At 69.5% G+C, this 15,884-nt stretch carries 14 protein-coding genes; 5 read left to right on the top strand and 9 right to left on the bottom strand.

The features are described 5' to 3' along the window. Positions 1 to 74: 74 nt before the first annotated feature. The 5 genes from ACTJLD_RS28100 to gtdA form a co-directional block, all read right to left on the bottom strand. On the bottom strand, positions 75 to 1,436 hold the full coding sequence (locus tag ACTJLD_RS28100) for an MFS transporter (protein WP_440660082.1): 1,362 nt from the start codon (positions 1,434 to 1,436) through the stop codon (positions 75 to 77). A gap of 80 nt (positions 1,437 to 1,516) precedes the next feature. Continuing rightward, complete coding sequence (locus ACTJLD_RS28105; RefSeq protein ID WP_060085121.1) at positions 1,517 to 2,725, bottom strand: 3-hydroxybenzoate 6-monooxygenase; 1,209 nt, start codon at positions 2,723 to 2,725, stop codon at positions 1,517 to 1,519. A 19-nt stretch (positions 2,726 to 2,744) separates the two neighbouring features. Then, positions 2,745 to 3,386, bottom strand: coding sequence for a maleylacetoacetate isomerase (gene maiA, locus ACTJLD_RS28110; RefSeq protein ID WP_124838343.1), 642 nt, complete (start codon positions 3,384 to 3,386; stop codon positions 2,745 to 2,747). A gap of 25 nt (positions 3,387 to 3,411) precedes the next feature. Then, complete coding sequence (locus ACTJLD_RS28115) at positions 3,412 to 4,110, bottom strand: fumarylacetoacetate hydrolase family protein (protein WP_059696418.1); 699 nt, start codon at positions 4,108 to 4,110, stop codon at positions 3,412 to 3,414. Positions 4,111 to 4,194: 84 nt separating this feature from the next. Then, complete coding sequence (gene gtdA, locus ACTJLD_RS28120) at positions 4,195 to 5,238, bottom strand: gentisate 1,2-dioxygenase (protein WP_440660083.1); 1,044 nt, start codon at positions 5,236 to 5,238, stop codon at positions 4,195 to 4,197. Positions 5,239 to 5,402: 164 nt separating this feature from the next. Between gtdA and ACTJLD_RS28125 the strand changes: the two genes are divergently transcribed. Next, positions 5,403 to 6,347, top strand: coding sequence for a LysR family transcriptional regulator (locus ACTJLD_RS28125; RefSeq protein WP_059696422.1), 945 nt, complete (start codon positions 5,403 to 5,405; stop codon positions 6,345 to 6,347). A gap of 131 nt (positions 6,348 to 6,478) precedes the next feature. Here the strand turns inward: ACTJLD_RS28125 and ACTJLD_RS28130 are convergent, their stop codons facing one another. The 4 genes from ACTJLD_RS28130 to ACTJLD_RS28145 form a co-directional block, all read right to left on the bottom strand. Then, the gene (locus ACTJLD_RS28130; RefSeq protein WP_440660084.1) at positions 6,479 to 7,747 is read right to left on the bottom strand and encodes an FAD-dependent oxidoreductase; all 1,269 of its coding nucleotides are present in this window, start codon (positions 7,745 to 7,747) and stop codon (positions 6,479 to 6,481) included. Next, positions 7,744 to 7,977: a 2Fe-2S iron-sulfur cluster-binding protein gene (locus ACTJLD_RS28135; protein ID WP_226180752.1), complete on the bottom strand. Its 234-nt coding sequence runs from the start codon at positions 7,975 to 7,977 to the stop codon at positions 7,744 to 7,746. Before ACTJLD_RS28135 ends, ACTJLD_RS28130 begins: the two co-directional genes overlap by 4 nt. Positions 7,978 to 8,056: 79 nt before the next feature. Beyond that, a complete protein-coding gene (locus ACTJLD_RS28140; RefSeq protein ID WP_059696426.1) occupies positions 8,057 to 9,184 on the bottom strand; it encodes an NAD(P)/FAD-dependent oxidoreductase in 1,128 nt (375 codons plus the stop codon). Continuing rightward, positions 9,181 to 10,113: a 4-hydroxyproline epimerase gene (locus ACTJLD_RS28145; RefSeq protein ID WP_440660190.1), complete on the bottom strand. Its 933-nt coding sequence runs from the start codon at positions 10,111 to 10,113 to the stop codon at positions 9,181 to 9,183. Before ACTJLD_RS28145 ends, ACTJLD_RS28140 begins: the two co-directional genes overlap by 4 nt. 251 nt (positions 10,114 to 10,364) lie before the next feature. Between ACTJLD_RS28145 and ACTJLD_RS28150 the strand changes: the two genes are divergently transcribed. The 4 genes from ACTJLD_RS28150 (at position 10,365) to ACTJLD_RS28165 (ending at position 15,827) form a co-directional block, all read left to right on the top strand. Then, positions 10,365 to 11,285, top strand: coding sequence for a dihydrodipicolinate synthase family protein (locus ACTJLD_RS28150; protein WP_011547925.1), 921 nt, complete (start codon positions 10,365 to 10,367; stop codon positions 11,283 to 11,285). A gap of 233 nt (positions 11,286 to 11,518) precedes the next feature. Then, on the top strand, positions 11,519 to 13,144 hold the full coding sequence (locus ACTJLD_RS28155; protein ID WP_440660085.1) for an APC family permease: 1,626 nt from the start codon (positions 11,519 to 11,521) through the stop codon (positions 13,142 to 13,144). 75 nt (positions 13,145 to 13,219) lie between these two features. Then, positions 13,220 to 14,812, top strand: a complete 1,593-nt coding sequence (locus ACTJLD_RS28160; RefSeq protein ID WP_440660086.1) for an aldehyde dehydrogenase (NADP(+)) — start codon at positions 13,220 to 13,222, stop codon at positions 14,810 to 14,812. Further along, a complete protein-coding gene (locus ACTJLD_RS28165; RefSeq protein WP_060207533.1) occupies positions 14,805 to 15,827 on the top strand; it encodes an Ldh family oxidoreductase in 1,023 nt (340 codons plus the stop codon). Before ACTJLD_RS28160 ends, ACTJLD_RS28165 begins: the two co-directional genes overlap by 8 nt. The last annotated feature ends 57 nt before the right edge of the window (positions 15,828 to 15,884 follow it).

A 15,884-nucleotide genomic window follows, 5' to 3' on the forward strand; every position in this document is an offset into this window, starting at 1 on the left:
AATCAATATTATATTGATTTATATAATGTTGCGTCTCCCCGTCTGCCGACGGACGGCCTGGCGCCCTCCTTCGCTCAGGCCCGTTCGCCCGCCATCGTCTTCGCGGCGGGCACGCGCGCCGCACCGGCACGAACCGCGCCGAGCGCGAGCACCGCGATCGCGGCGATCACGCACGGTGCCGCGACGACCGCAAACGCGGTCGACAACGGCACGCCCATCGCCAGCATCGCACCGCCCGCCATCGATCCGACGACCGAGCCGCCACGGCCGATCCCGTTCGCCCAGCTCACACCGGTGGTGCGGCACTCGGTCGGATAGAACGCGGCCGACAGCGCATTGGCGCCGACCTGTGAACCCGACACGCAGAAACCGGCCGCGAACACGGCGAGCGCGGCGCCCCACCGCGACGCGGCAACCACGCCGATCGCGGCGACGAACACACCGGCCGCCGCGTAGCTGCAGGCCAGGACGCGATGCGGGTCGAAACGGTCCATCAGCCAGCCGAGGACGATCGCGCCGAGCGTGCCGCCGACCTGGAACATCGCGGTCACGTGCGCGGCCGTCCGCAGCGTCGCGCCGGTCGTGCGCAGCAGCGTCGGCAGCCAGCTGGACAGCAGGTAGATGACGAGCAGGCTCATGAAGAACGTGAGCCACAGCAGCAGCGTGCCGCGCAACAGGTCGGGGCCGAACAGGCGGCCAAGCGGCGATCCGGCCGGCTTGCCGGCGGGCGCGGTGAACGACGCGTTCGAAAGCCGGGGATCCGGCGCGATGCGGCCCAGCATCGCCGCGATCCGCGCGGAAGGCGCGTGCCGATTGACGAGATAGCGCACCGATTCCGGCAGCCGCCATGCGAGCACCGGCAGGAGCAGCAGTGGCGCCGCGCCGCCGACGACGAGCACCGCGCGCCAGCCGTGGTGCTCGATCAGCGCGGCGGCCGCGAGCCCGCCGAGCGCGGAGCCGATCGTGAAGCCGCAGAACATCGTCGTCACCAGCAGCGAACGGCGCCGGGCCGGGCAGTACTCGGACGTCAGCGTGATCGCATTGGGCATCGCGCCGCCGAGCCCGAGCCCGGTCACGAAACGCCACGCGATCAGCTCGGTCAGGCCGCCCGCGCTCGCCGACGCGGCACTCGCGATGCCGAAGCACGCGACGCATGCGAGCAGCAGGCGCTTGCGGCCGAACCGGTCGCCGAACGGCCCGAACACGAGCGCGCCGGCCATCAGCCCCGCGAGCCCCGCGCCGAACACCGGGGCGAGCTGCGCGGGCGACAGGCCCCATTCCGCGCGAATGACGGGGGCGATGAAACCGATCGAAGCGGTATCGAAACCGTCGATCGCGACGATCAGGAAGCACAGGACGACGATCGCGGCCTGAAACGGCGCAACGCGATGCCGGTCGATCCATTCGCTGACGTCGATGGACAGCGTATCGGTCATGGTGATGTCTCCTCCAGGAAGGCGGTCGCGCGTCGTGTCGTTGAATTGCGCGCCGCCGGAATCGGGCTCGCCGAGCTGCGTCACGCAGCCGGCGTCAGGCAGTCCTCCGCGCGCCAGCCGTGCAACCAGTCGAGCGCGTCGTAGAACTGCGCCTGCGTACGGCCGACCCAGAGCCCGTTGCGCACCAGCCGCTCGACGCCCTTCGCGTGATAGATCCGCCCCATCTCGCGCGCCGAATACAGCACGCGCGCGGTGCGCGGAATCCGCACGCGTTCGTACAGCGCGAACGCGGCCTCGAAATCGCCGTCGGCCTGCGCGACGGCCGCGCCGAGCGTCACCGCGTCCTCGAGCGCCTGGCACGCGCCCTGCGCAATGTATTGCGTCATCGGATGCGCGGCGTCGCCGAGCACCGTCGCGCGGCCCTCGCTCCAGCGCTCGACCGGATCGCGGTCCGCGGTCGCCCAGCGCTTCCACGACGTCGGCCGATCGAGCATCTGCTTCGGCAGCGGATGAATGCCGTCGAAGTACGACAGCACCTCTTCCTTGCTGCCCTCGCGCACGCCCCAGGTTTCCTGCTCGCGGCTGTGGAACGTGACGACGAGGTTGTACTGCCGCCCGCCGCGCAGCGGATAGTGGACGAGATGGCAATGCGGACCGGCCCACACGACCGGCGCATTGATCTGCAGATCCTTCGGCATGTTGTCGACGTCGACCACCGCGCGATACACGACGTGGCCCGTCACGCGATGCGCATCGCCGATCAGCGCCTGGCGGATCGCGGATTTCACGCCGTCGCAGCCGATCACCGCATCGGCGCGATAACGTTCGCCGTGCTGGTCGGTCACGGTCACGCCGTTGCCGTCCTGCTCGAACCCGCACACCTGCGTGCTCGTCCGGAACTCGATCAGCGGATGGTCCTTGACCGCCTCGTAGATCGACAGGTGAATGTCCGCTCGATGAATCACCGCATACGGATTGCCGAAGCGCTCGCGGTACGCGGCGCCCGTATCGATGCGCGCAACCTCGCGCGCATCGATCGCATCCATCAGTTGCAGCCAGTCGGTGAACACGGCCCGGCTGCGCGCGGCCTCGCCGACACCCAGCGCATCGAGCGCGTTGAACGCGTTCGCGGCGAGCTGAATCCCCGCGCCGATCTCGCCGATCTGCTCCGCCTGTTCGAGCAGCTTCACGCGGATGCCCTGGCGCGCGAGCGCGAGCGCTGCCGCGAGCCCGCCGATGCCGCCGCCGATCACCAGCACGCGTCGGCCGTTGTCTTGTGTCTCGCCCATCCTTGTCTCCTGCTTCGTGTTACGCGACGTAATCCGGTTGCCGCTGCGGCTGCGCCGCGTCGAACGCCGGCTCGTGCCGTGCGTATTCGTACACCGCGAGGCTGCGGGGATACGCGCTCAGGTCGCAATCCATCCGCAGCGCGTTCGCGACCTGCGGCACGAGGCACACGTCGGCCAGCGTCGGCGCGTCGCCGAAGCACCACGGGCCCTCGTCCGCGCGCGCGAGCAGCCGCTCGACGCCGGCCATCCCTTCCGCGACCCAGTGCCGGTACCACGCGGTCTTCTGCTGGGCCGTGACCTGCAGCTCGCTGTCGAGATAGCGCAGCACGCGCAGGTTGTTGACCGGATGGATGTCGCAGGCGATCAGCGCCGCGAGTTCCAGCACGCGCGCACGATGCCGCAGTTCGAGCGGAATCAGTCGTGGCGTCGGCTGGATCTGGTCGAGGTAATCGAGGATCGCGAGCGACTGGCCGAGACCGAAATCGCCGTCGACCAGCGCCGGCACCGCTGCGGACGGGTTCACGTTCGCGACGTAAGCCGCGTCGCGATGCTCGCCGGTGCGGATGTTCACCGGCAGCGTGTCGTAGGGCAGCCCTTTCAGCGCGAGCGCGATGCGCACCCGGTAGGAGGTCGAGCTGTTGAAGAAGCTATGCAGTTGCACGATGTCGCCTTTCGGGGAAGATGCGTCAGACCACGCGCACGGCCAGTTCGCCGAGCCGCTCGACGCCGACCTTCATCACGTCGCCCGCCACCACCGCGCCGACACCTTCCGGCGTGCCCGTGAAGATCACGTCGCCCGGTTCGAGGCGGAAGAACCTCGACAGGTCGGCCACCGTTTCCGCGACCGACCAGATCAGGTGCGACACGTCGCTCTTCTGCTTCGTCGTGCCGTTGACGGTCAGCCACAGGCCGCCCTGTTCGAAATGACCGACGTCGCTCGCCGGATGCACGGGGCCGATCGGCGCCGAGCGGTCGAACGCCTTGCCGATCTCCCACGGCCGGCCCATTTCGCGCATCTTCATCTGCAGGTCGCGGCGCGTCATGTCGAGGCCGACCGCATAGCCCCACACGTGTTCGAGCGCGCGTTCGAGCGGAATGTCCGCCCCGCCCTTGCCGATCACCGCGACGAGTTCGGCTTCGTAGTGATAGTTCTGCGTCTGCGACGGATACGCGAGATCGAGCGTTTCGCCGTACCCGACCGGCACGACCGAATCGGCCGGCTTGCAGAAGAAGAACGGCGGCTCGCGATCGGGATCGAAGCCCATTTCACGCGCATGGGCCGCGTAGTTGCGGCCGACACAATAGACGCGGCGTACCGCGAACCGGGCATCACTGCCGGCAACGGGGAGCGCCACGGGCGCTTCGGGAGGAAAAACGAAAGTCATCAATGGCTCCAGCCAGAAAGTGAATGAAGGAGGCGCACCGCGGCGGCGGCGCGCGGAAAACGGAATCCTTGAACGCCGCCGGCGTCAGTCGCGCGCTTCGCGCAGCAGGTTCAGCGCGGACAGCACGGGCCGGTCGGAATAGCTGAACAGCACGCTGTCGGACGACGCCGACAGCCGCACCGGCGCCCACGACGGCACGACGAAGATGTCGTGCGGCTCGAATCCGAATGCGTTGCCGCCGATGAACGCGGTGCCGCTGCCCTCGACGACGCAGTAGATCGTCGCGTCGGTGCTGCGGTACGTGCGGCCGTCGAAACCGGCGGGCAGGAACTGCATGAAGGTGGCGATCGTCGGCATCGGCCAGCCGCCCGTCGCGGGGTTCACATAGCGCAGCTTCACGCCGTCCCACGCATCGAGCTCGCCGTTCCGGTACAGCACGTCGAGCGCCTCGCGGGTGCGTGCGTACGGATAGCTGAACACCGGCGACGTCGGATCGCTCGCGCGATGCCGCACCGGCACCATGTTGTGACCGAAGCGGGCGAGGCTGTCGCCTTCCGGGCGATTCACGGGCTGCACGACTTCCGGGTAGTTCTCCGCGAAGCCCGCGTCGAGGTGCGCGACGAGCGGAATGTCGAGCCCGTCGAGCCACACGACCGGCTCGCCGCCCGCTTCCGCCGACGGGTTGCCGTGGTCGTGCCATGCCCACGACGGCGTGATGATGAAGTCGCCCGGATGCATCGTCGTGCGCTCGCCGTTCACGGCCGTCCACGCGCCGCGCCCTTCGACGATGAAGCGCAGCGCCGACTGCGTATGCCGGTGGCTCGGCGCGATCTCGCCGGGCAGGATCAGCTGCAACCCCGCGTACAGGCTCGGCGTCATGCTCGACTTGCCGGGCAGCCCGGGGTTCTCCAGCACCAGCACGCGGCGCACGGCTTCTTCCGCGCTGATCACGCTGCCGGCCTGCATCACGAGATCGCGCACCTGCGCGTACTTCCAGATCGCGGCCTGCGCGGCCGGCTGCGGGGATTTCGGCACGAGGTTGTGCAGCGATTCCCACAGCGGCGCCAGGCGTTGCTCGGCGATCCGTGCGTAGTAGGCGGCGCGCGACGCGTCCGGATGGGTCGTCATGATGTCTCCTGGGAGTCGGCCGATCGGCGTCGGCGCTATGTCGGGTCGGGGACCGTGCTGCAGTCCGTCAGCAGATTTATATTCGACCCAGGCATACCCGGTAAAATGGTCAAATCATCTAATCCATATCATTCTGGATATACCTTCTCGCGACGAGGCATGCGATGGACTGGACCCACCGGCTGCGGCTGCGGCATCTGCAGGTACTGTTGAGCCTTGCCGGCACCGGCAACCTGAGCCAGTCGGCGGTGGCGCTCGCGACCACGCAGCCCGCGCTGTCGAAATGGCTGAAGGAACTGGAAGAGGACGTCGGGCTGCCGCTGTTCGAACGGCATGCGCGCGGGCTGCGGCCGACCGCCTACGGCGAAGCGCTGATCGAGCATGCGCGCCGCGTCGAAGCGCAGCTCGACGTCGCGCGCGACGACATGGCCGCGCTGCGCGAAGGCGGCAGCGGCCTCGTGACGATCGGCACGTCAGGCGTCGCGGCGGCCGACACGGTGCCGCTCGCGGTGTCGCAACTGCTCAAACGGATGCCGCGCGCGCAGGTGCGGCTCACCGAAAGCACGATGAACCAGCTGATGCCGCAGCTCGCGCGCAGCGAACTGGATATCGTCGTGGGCCGCTCGGGGTCGACATCCGTCGATCCGCTGCTGCATGCCGAAGCGCTGTATGTCGATCCGGTCGTGTTCGTCGCGCGGCCCGGTCACGCGCTCGCCGGTGCGGCGTCGGTCGGCTGGGACGACGTGCTCGCCTGTTCGTGGATCGTGTGGCCGTCGGGCACGCCCGTGCACAACGCGCTCGAGGCCGCGCTGACGGCCGCCGGCCGCGTTCGGCCGCCCCACTGTGTCGAATCGAATTCGTCGATCCTCAACCTCACGCTGCTGAACAACACCGACCTGCTCGGTGTCGCGTCGTATCGTGCCGCGCAGCGCTTCGAGCAATTGAACGCGATCCGGATCCTGCCGATGCAGCTCGAAGGCCAGGGCGCGGTGTCGATGTACTGGCACCCCGACAGTGCGAATCGCGCGGCGGTGGCCGCGACGATCGAGTGCCTGCGCGCCTGTGCCGCACCGCAGGTCGGGGGATGGGAGAAAGTGACGGCGGAATGAATGACGCGACCCGGTGTCAACCGGGCCGCGATGCTGCGATGCTGCGATGCTGCGATGCTGCGATGCCGCGATTCCGCGATGCTGCGATTCCGTGATGCCGCGATTCCGTGATGCCGCGATTCCGCGATCCGTCACGCGCCGTCGCAGGAGGCCGTACCGTCCAGCATCAGCGTGCCGACCCGCGCTGGCACGAGCGGCGTGCGCGGCACCGGCGGCGTCCAGCCGAACAACGCCTGTGCAGCCGCACCGCACACGCGGCCCTGGCATGCGCCCATCCCGCAACGCGACTGCAGTTTCGCCGCCGTCCAGCCCGGCGCTTGCGCGACTGCCTCGAAACGCACGTCTTCACAGCGACACAGCAGCGTATCGGGCCGCGCCAGCCGGCGGACCGGCTCGCGGATCGCAAACCGTTCGCGCACGGCGTCCGCAAACGCCTGCCAGTGCGCGCGCCGCGCGACGAGCGCAGCCAGCGGCGCCGTCTGCCCGGTTGCCGCATGGCCGGCAATCTCGCCTTCGATCATCGCCAATTCGCTGCCGCCGACGCCCGTGCACTCGCCGGCCGCAAACACCCCGTCGCGGCTCGTACGCTGGTGTGCATCGACCGCGACCGCGCCGTTGTCGATCCGGCAGCCGAGATGGCTCGGCAGCACCGTATTCGGCACGAGGCCGAAACCGCACGCGAGCCGGTCGCAGTCGACGTCGAACTCGCGATCGCCGTGCCGGATCCGCACGCGTTCGAGCCGCTTGTCGCCGAACGCCTCGACGACGTGGGCATCGGCCCGGTAGGCAGCCGTGACGAGTTTCGCGGCCTGCGCGAGCTTCGACGGCCAGCGCCACAGCCCGGCGCCGAAGCCGGCCACATCGCCCCAACCTGCCTGTTCGAGCACGTGCGACACGCGCGCACCGGCCTGACGGGCCGTCGCCGCGCTCGCCAGCAGCAGCGGCCCGCTGCCCGCGATCACCGTGCGCTGTCCGCGCACGTCGAGGCCGTACTTGACCAGCGCCTGCAGGCCGCCCGCACCGGTGACGCCCGGCAGCGTCCAGCCCGGAAACGGCAGCAGCAGTTCGCGTGCGCCGCAGCAGAGAATCAGTGTCCGGAAATCCAGCAGCAGCCCGCGTTCGTCGTCTTCGAGCAGCAGCGTGCCCGGCTGCGTTTCGGCGACGATGCGCGTTGCCGCGAGATGCGTGACGTTCGGCTGCCGCAATACGGCGAGCCGCTCGCTGGCGACCGGCGCGGGCGTGGCCGCTGCGCCCTGTCGCCAGATCTGCCCGCCCGCGCGCGGGTTGTCGTCGACGATCGCCACCGTCGCACCGCTTCGTGCGGCCGCCCGCGCGGCCGACAGCCCGGCCGGGCCCGCGCCGACGATCGCGATGTCGACGCTCAGTCGTTCCTGTTTCATCGCGTACGCTCCACCTGCATCCCGTCGCGGCACAACGTCTGGCAAGCCAGCCGGCGCCGCCCGTCGATCGTCATCCGGCACTCCTGGCAGATGCCCATCCCGCAAAACGGCGCGCGCACCGCGCCCGTGCACGACACGCGCGTCGTGTCGTCGCCGCTCGCCGCAATGGCGGCCGCGACGGTCGCGCCGTCGGCCACCGTCAGCGCGCGGCCGTCCAGATGAATGATCATGTCAGCCTCCGCCGGGCCGCCCCAAGGAGGCTGACCGCCCCCCCGGGGGGCAGCGAACGAAGTGAGCGTGGGGGTCGTTTCATGTCAGCGCTCCGGCTACAGGGGACGCGGTCAGGAAGCGTCCCGGCAAATACGGTTCGATATCGATGGGCGGCCGCTCGCCGGCCATCAGCGCGGCGACGAGCCGCGCGCTGCCCGGCGCGGTCGTCACGCCGAGCCCTTCATGCCCGACCGCGAGCCACACGCCCGGCCGTGCCGGGTGCTCGCCGAGCAGCGGCAGGCCGTCGGGGCTCGCGGAACGGAACCCCGTCCACGCGCGGATGCCGTTCAGGTCGGCCAGGTCCGGCAGATAGCCCACCGCGCGACGCAGCATGCGCGCGAGCACGGGCGGCTCGACTTGCGCGTCCTCGGTGTCGAACTGGCGCGACGAGCCGATCAGCAACTGGCCGGTCGGCCGCGGCTGCACGTTGAACGCGACCGACGTGCCGTCGCTCGCATGCGCGCTCGCCGCATAACCCAGCTCGACGAGCTGGTGCGACACCTGGCCCGGATAGCGGTCGGTAATCAGCAGATGGCCCTTTTTCGGGCGCAGCGGCAGTTCGGGCAGCAGCGTGCGCGCCGCAACGCCGTTCGCCACGACCACCCGCTCCGCGCGCAGCGTGTCGCCGCTCGCGAGCGTCACGCTCGGGCCGTCGACCGCGACGGCCCGGTCGCGCCGCAACGTGATACGCGGCGCGCGCTGCAGCAGCCAGTTCGCGGTGACGGGCGCATAGAGGATCGCGTCACCGGGAATCTTCAGCGCGCCGCCGAGGCCCGCGCGCAACATCGGCTCCAGTTGCGCGAGCGCCGCCGCGTCGATCAGTTCGCCGGCCACGCCGTGCGCGGCGAGCGCCGCCTGCTTCGCGCGCGCGAGATCCATCTCGTGCGCATCGGCCGCGAGCCACAGCGTGCCGCAGTTGCGGTACGCGCAGCCTTCGGGCATCTCGCCGCTCAACGCGCGCCACAGTTCGATCGAGTAATGGCTCAGCGCGAGTTCGGCCGCGTTGTCGTCCATCGCGACGAGGTGCCCCATGCCCGCGCCGGTCGCCCCGCCGCTCGCGTCGTCGACGACGAGCACGCGCAGCCCGCGCTGCGCGAGTTCGTGCGCGCACGCGGCGCCGACGATGCCGGCGCCGATCACGACGACATCCGTCTTCGCGTCGCTCACGGCGCGATACCCCAGCCGAACGGATCGTCTTCCTCGATCAGGAGCGTCGCTTCCGCGCTCAGGTGCGCACTGCCGCGGATCGTCGGCACGATCCCGCCGTCGGCTTCTTCGAAGCTCGCGTGGAACACGCTGCCGATCACGCTCGCCTGCCGCCACACGGCGCCCGGCGCGAGCTTGCCGTCGGCCGCGAGGCACGCGAGCTTCGCGCTCGTGCCGGTGCCGCACGGCGAACGGTCGTACGCGAGGCCCGGGCACAGCACGAAGCTGCGGCTGTCGTGATCGGGATCGTCAGCGAACAGCTCGATATGGTCGATCTCGCCGCCGTTCGCGCCGGTGATGCCCGCGCGTTCGAGCCCTTCGCGCACGGCCGACGCATACGCGGTGAGCGCCGCGACGTTGTCGCCGGCGACGCGCTGCCCGTGGTCGCTGATCAGGAAGAACCAGTTGCCGCCCCACGCGATGTCGCCCTTCACGGAGCCGTAACCCGGCACGTCGAGCGCGACGCCCTTCGCATGGCGATACGCGGGCACGTTGCGCACGCTGACCGACAGGTCGTCGTGCAGCGTCGCCTCGACGGTACCGACCGGCGTTTCGATCCGGTGCACGCCGGGCGCGATGCGCCCCATGTGGTGCAGCGTGCGCACGACGCCGATCGTGCCGTGCCCGCACATCCCGAGATAGCCGCTATTGTTGAAGAAGATCACGCCGGCCGCCGCATCGGGCGACACGGGCTCGCACAGCAGCGCGCCGACCAGCACGTCGCTGCCGCGCGGCTCGAGGATGCATGCGGTGCGGTAGCGGTCGTGCTCGCGCGCGAGCACGTCGCGGCGCTCGGCCATCGTGCCGCTGCCGAGCGCGGGGAAACCGGACACGACGAGCCGAGTGGGTTCGCCGCCCGTGTGCGAATCGATGATCTGGATGCGCTTCATCATGAGCCGTCCGAAGTGGGGAAAGGAGCATAGCTTCCTCCGTCGCGCGTCCGTCCGCTTGTGGCTTTTCGATGAGGACGACGACGAAATCGGCATAGTGCGAAGCGCCCTTCCCGCGCCGTCCGGCCGCTGTGCCGATTTCGTCATTTTGCTCCGCGATACGACTCAAGCGTGATGGGCATTTGCGCGGCGATACTGGTTGCCACACCGACACACCCGTCGGCCGACCGATACGAACGTAGGAGATTTCAGTGAGCCGCAAAGCCATTCAATGGACCGGGGTTTTCCCGGCCGTCAGCACCCAGTTCAAGCCTGACTTTTCCCTCGACATCGACGCCACGCACCGTGTGGTGAAGAACCTGGTGAACGACGGCGTGTCGGGCCTCGTGGTCTGCGGCACGGTCGGCGAGAACACGTCGCTGTCGACGAGCGAAAAGCTCCAGGTGATCGAGGCCGCACGCGACGCGGCGGGCGGCAAGATTCCGGTGATCGCCGGGATCGCCGAATTCACGACCGAATTCGCGCGCAACACGGTGCGCGAAGCGCAGCGCGTCGGCGTCGACGGCGTGATGGTGATGCCCGCGCTGGTCTACTCGGCCAAGCCGCACGAAACCGCCGCGCACTTCCGCGCGGTCGCGACGAGTACCGACCTGCCGGTGATGGTCTACAACAACCCGCCGATCTACAAGAACGACGTGACGCCCGACGTGCTGATCGCGCTGCAGGATTGCGAGAACATCGTCTGCTTCAAGGATTCGTCGGGCGATACGCGCCGCTTCATCGACCTGCGCAACGCGGTCGGCGATCGCTTCGTGCTGTTCGCGGGCCTCGACGACGTCGTGGTCGAGAGCATCGCCGTCGGCGCCGAAGGCTGGGTGTCGGGCATGTCGAATGCGTTCCCGAAGGAAGGCGAGACGCTGTTCCGCCTCGCGAAGCAAAAGCGTTTCGACGAAGCGCTCGCGCTGTACCGCTGGTTCATGCCGCTGCTGCACCTCGACGCGCGCCCCGACCTCGTGCAGTGCATCAAGCTGTGCGAAGAGCTGGTCGGCCGCGGCAGCGCGATCACGCGCCCGCCGCGCCTCGCGCTGCAGGGCGACACGCTCGCGGAAGTGAAGGCCATCGTCGCAAAGGCGCTCGAAACGCGCCCGGCGCTGCCCGACGTCGGTCTCTGACCGACTCCCCGTGCGGCGGTGCGCCGGCCCTGCGCCTGCGCGCCGCCGTCTCCGGTCCGGCATGGCCTGCGGGCCCGTTCGTACCGGCGCCAACCCGCGCCGCGCGTGAACGCCCCGCCGCCCGCCCCGGTCGTTCGAACCGGGCGACGCCGGCCGGCAGGCCTGCGCCGCTGCTCCGTCGGAGCGCGACGCACCTCGAGCCTGTGCCGATATTCCCCCCAGGAGACAAGCCCATGCCAGGCCAAGGCAACGCACACCCGTCTGTCCCGCTTTCCCGTTCCGCGCACCCCGACGCGGGTCACGGCAAGTTCAAGAAACAGCTGTCGCTGACCGATCTCACGTTCATCGGTCTCGGCGCCATTTTCGGTTCGGGGTGGCTGTTCGCCGCGAGTCACGTCTCGACGATCGCGGGCCCGGCCGGCATCTTCTCGTGGCTGCTCGGCGGCTTCGCGGTACTGCTGCTCGGCATCGTCTACTGCGAACTCGGCGCCGCGCTGCCGCGCGCGGGCGGCGTGGTCCGCTACCCGGTGTTCTCGCACGGCCCGCTGCTCGGCTACCTGATGGGCTTCATCACGCTGATCGCCTTTTCGAGCCTGATCGCGATCGAGGTCGTCGCCGCGCGCCAGTACGCGGCCGCGTGGTTTCCGGGCCTGACGGTGGAAGGATCGAGCGACCCGACGACGATCGGCTGGCTCGTGCAGGCCGCGCTGCTGTGCTTCTTCTTTTACCTGAACTATTCGAGCGTGAAGACGTTCGCGAAAGCGAACAACATCATCAGCATCTTCAAGTTCATCGTGCCGCTGTCGGTGATCGCGGTGCTGTTCACGTTCTTCAAGCCGGCGAACCTGACCGTGCACGGCTTCGCGCCGTTCGGCATGCCGGGCATAGAGATGGCCGTGTCCGCCGGCGGCATCATCTTCGCGTATCTCGGGCTCACGCCGATCGTGTCGGTCGCGAGCGAGGTGCGCAATCCGCAGCGCACGATCCCGATCGCGCTGATCCTGTCGATCCTGCTGTCGACGCTGATCTACGTGCTGCTGCAGCTCGCGTTCATCGGCAGCATCCCGACCACGATGCTCGCCGGCGGCTGGCACGACGTGAGCAAGGCGTTCTCGCTGCCGTATCGCGACATCGCGCTCGCGCTCGGCGTCGGCTGGCTCGCGGTGATGGTCGTCGCCGACGCGATGATCTCGCCGAGCGGCTGCGGCAACATCTACATGAACGCGACGCCGCGCGTCGTCTACGGCTGGGCGAAGACGGGCACCTTCTTCAAGGTGTTCACGCGCGTCGACGAAGCGTCGGGCATCCCGCGCGCAGGCCTGTGGCTCACATTCGGCCTCGCGATCTTCTGGACGATGCCGTTCCCGTCGTGGGAAGCGCTGATCAACATCGTGTCCGCCGCGCTGGTGCTGAGCTATGCGGTCGCGCCGGTCTCGGTCGCCGCACTGCGCCGCACCGCGCCCGACCTGCCGCGGCCGTTCCGCGCGAGCGCGTTCGGCATCACCGGCCCCGCATCGTTCGTGATCGCCGCGCTGATCGTCTACTGGTCGGGCTGGAGCACCGTGTCCTGGCTGCTCGGCCTGCAGATCGTGATGTTCGTCATCTACCTCGCGTGCCGCCGCTGGGTGCCGACCGCACACCTGAGCCTCGCCGAGCAGGTGCGCTCGTCCGCGTGGCTGATCGCGTTTTATGCCGCGATGATCGTGCTGTCGTATCTCGGCGGCTTCGGCGGCACGGGCCGGCTCGCCCATCCGTACGACACGGTTGTGGTCGCGGCCGTCGCGCTCGTCATCTACTACTGGGGGGCGAATACAGGCGTCCGTTCCGACAAGCTGCAGCTCGACGACGACGAGGACTGACGCGCCCCCGCCGTTTCCCATGATCCCTTCGGCCGGGCGCCCCACGCCCGGCCCCTGCATTTTTCGAGGAAAACCATGCAACTCACAGGTCAGCTCCTGATCGGCCAGTCCGCCGTCGCCGGACAGAACGGCACCCTCCACGCGATCGCCGCCGCCACCGGCGAACGGCTCGAGCCCGCCTTCGGCGGCGCGAGCCTGCACGACCTGGAGACGGCCTGCGCGCTCGCCGACGACGCGTTCGACATCTATCGCGAAACGTCGCTCGAAGCTCGGGCCGCGTTTCTCGACGCGATCGGCCGCCACATCATGGCGCTCGGCGACGACCTGATCGAGCGCTGCGTCGTCGAGACGGGCCTGCCGCGCGCCCGCATCGAAGGCGAGCGCGGCCGTACGGTCGGCCAGCTCGCGCTGTTCGCGTCGCTCGTGCGCGACGGCGGCTTTCTCGACGCGCGGATCGATCCGGCGCGCCCCGAACGCAAGCCGCTGCCGCGCGTCGACCTGCGCCTGCGCAACATCGCGGTCGGGCCCGTCGCCGTGTTCGGCGCGTCGAATTTCCCGCTCGCGTTCTCGGTCGCCGGCGGCGATACGGCGTCGGCGCTCGCGGCCGGCTGCCCGGTGATCGTCAAGGCGCATTCGGCGCACCCCGGCACGTCGGAACTCGTCGGCCGCGCGATCCAGCAGGCCGCGCGCGAATGCGGAATGCCCGCCGGCGTGTTCTCGCTGCTGTTCGACGCATCGCGCGAGATCGGCCAGGCGCTCGTCGCCGATCCGCGCATCAAGGCCGTCGGTTTCACCGGCTCGCGGCGCGGCGGCGTCGCGCTGATGCACATCGCCGCCGCACGCCCCGAGCCGATTCCCGTCTATGCGGAAATGAGCTCGATCAACCCCGTGCTGCTGTTTCCCGCCGCGCTCGACGCGCGCCACGACACGATCGCGCCGCAGTTCGTCGCGTCGCTCACGCTCGGCGCCGGCCAGTTCTGCACGAATCCGGGCCTCGTGCTCGCGGTCGACGGCCCCGCCTTGCGCGCGTTCGAGGAAACGGCCGCCGCCGCGGTGCGTGCAGCGCCCGCGCAAACGATGCTGACGCCGCACATTCACGCCAGCTACGAAGGCGGTGTCGCGGCGCTGCGCGCTCACGCTGCGGTCGAGTTGCTCGCGCAAGGCACGGAAGGCGACCGGCTGCAGGCCCGCGCCGCCCTGCTGGCGACCTCGGCCGATGCGTTCGTCGCGCATCCCGAACTGCGCGAAGAAGTCTTCGGCCCCGCTTCGCTGATCGTGCGCTGCCCGGACGCCGACACGCTGCATCGCGTGCTGAAGTCGCTCGAAGGCCAGCTGACGATCGCCGCGCATCTCGCCGACGGCGACGCCGCCCTGTTCACCGCGCTGCGCCCGACCTTCGAGCGCAAGGCCGGCCGCATTCTCGTCAACGGTTTCGGCACGGGCGTCGAGGTCGGCCACGCGATGGTGCACGGCGGCCCGTTCCCGGCGACGTCCGACACGCGCACGACGTCCGTCGGCGCGCGAGCGATCGAGCGCTTCCTGCGCCCGGTGTCGTATCAGGACCTGCCGGATGCGCTGTTGCCGGACGCGATCCGTAACGGCAATCCGCTGAACGTGCCGCAACGCATCGACGGCGTGCCCGCGCCGCGGGAGGCGAACCATGTCTGAGCAAATCGCCGAAGTCGTCCTGTCGCTCGATGAAGTCCACGCGCTCGCGCTGCGCGTGCTGACGCACCACGGCATGTCCGACGCCCATGCCCGGGCCATCGCCAACGTGATCACGCAGGGCCAGCGCGACGAATGCCATTCGCATGGCGTGTATCGGCTGCTCGTGTGCGTGCGTTCGCTGAAGAAGGGCAAGGTTGATCCGCAAGCCGTGCCGACGCTGCGCCGGCTGTCGTCGTCGATCGTCGCGGTCGACGCGCATCGCGGCTTCTCGCTGCTGAGTTTCGAAACGGGCCTGCCCGTGCTCGTCGAGATGGCGAAACAGCACGGGATCGCCGCGATGACGATCAACCATTGCTACCACTTCTCCGCGCTGTGGCCGGAAGTCGAGGCGATCGCGGCCGAGGGGCTGGTCGGCATCGCGATGAATCCGAGCCATAGCTGGGTCGCGCCGGAAGGCGGCAGGGAGCCCGTGTTCGGCACGAACCCGATCGCGTTCGCGTGGCCGCGCCCGGGCGGCGTGCCGTTCGTGTTCGACTTCGCGACGAGCGCGATCGCACGCGGCGACATCGAGCTGCATGCGAAGCAAGGCAAGGCGATCCCCCCGGAATGGGCGATCGACGCCGAGGGCCGGCCGACCACCGATCCGAAGGCCGCGCTGCAGGGCGCGATGCGCACGTTCGGTGGTCACAAGGGGTCGGCGCTCGCGGCGATGGTCGAGTTGCTCGGCGGCGCGCTGATCGGCGACATGACGAGCCGCGAGTCGATGGACTTCGACGAAGGCGTCGGCGCGACGCCGTGCCATGGCGAACTCGTGATCGCCTTCGACCCGAAGGTGTTCCTCGGCGACGATCTCGATACCGGGCTCGCGCGCGGCGAGCGGATGTTCGAATCGATCGTCGCGCAGGGCGCGCGGCTGCCGTCGCAACGGCGCTTCGACGCCCGCGCGCGCAGCATCGCGAACGGCGTGCGGATTCCGAAGGCGCTGTACGACGAGATCCTGACGCTGCTCGACTGATCGCCCGCTCGGGGCCGGATCGCGCGGCGATCACCGATCGATGCGCGGCCCGGTCGG

The organism is Burkholderia sp. 22088 (genome assembly GCF_052045915.1).
GTDB lineage: Bacteria > Pseudomonadota > Gammaproteobacteria > Burkholderiales > Burkholderiaceae > Burkholderia > Burkholderia cepacia.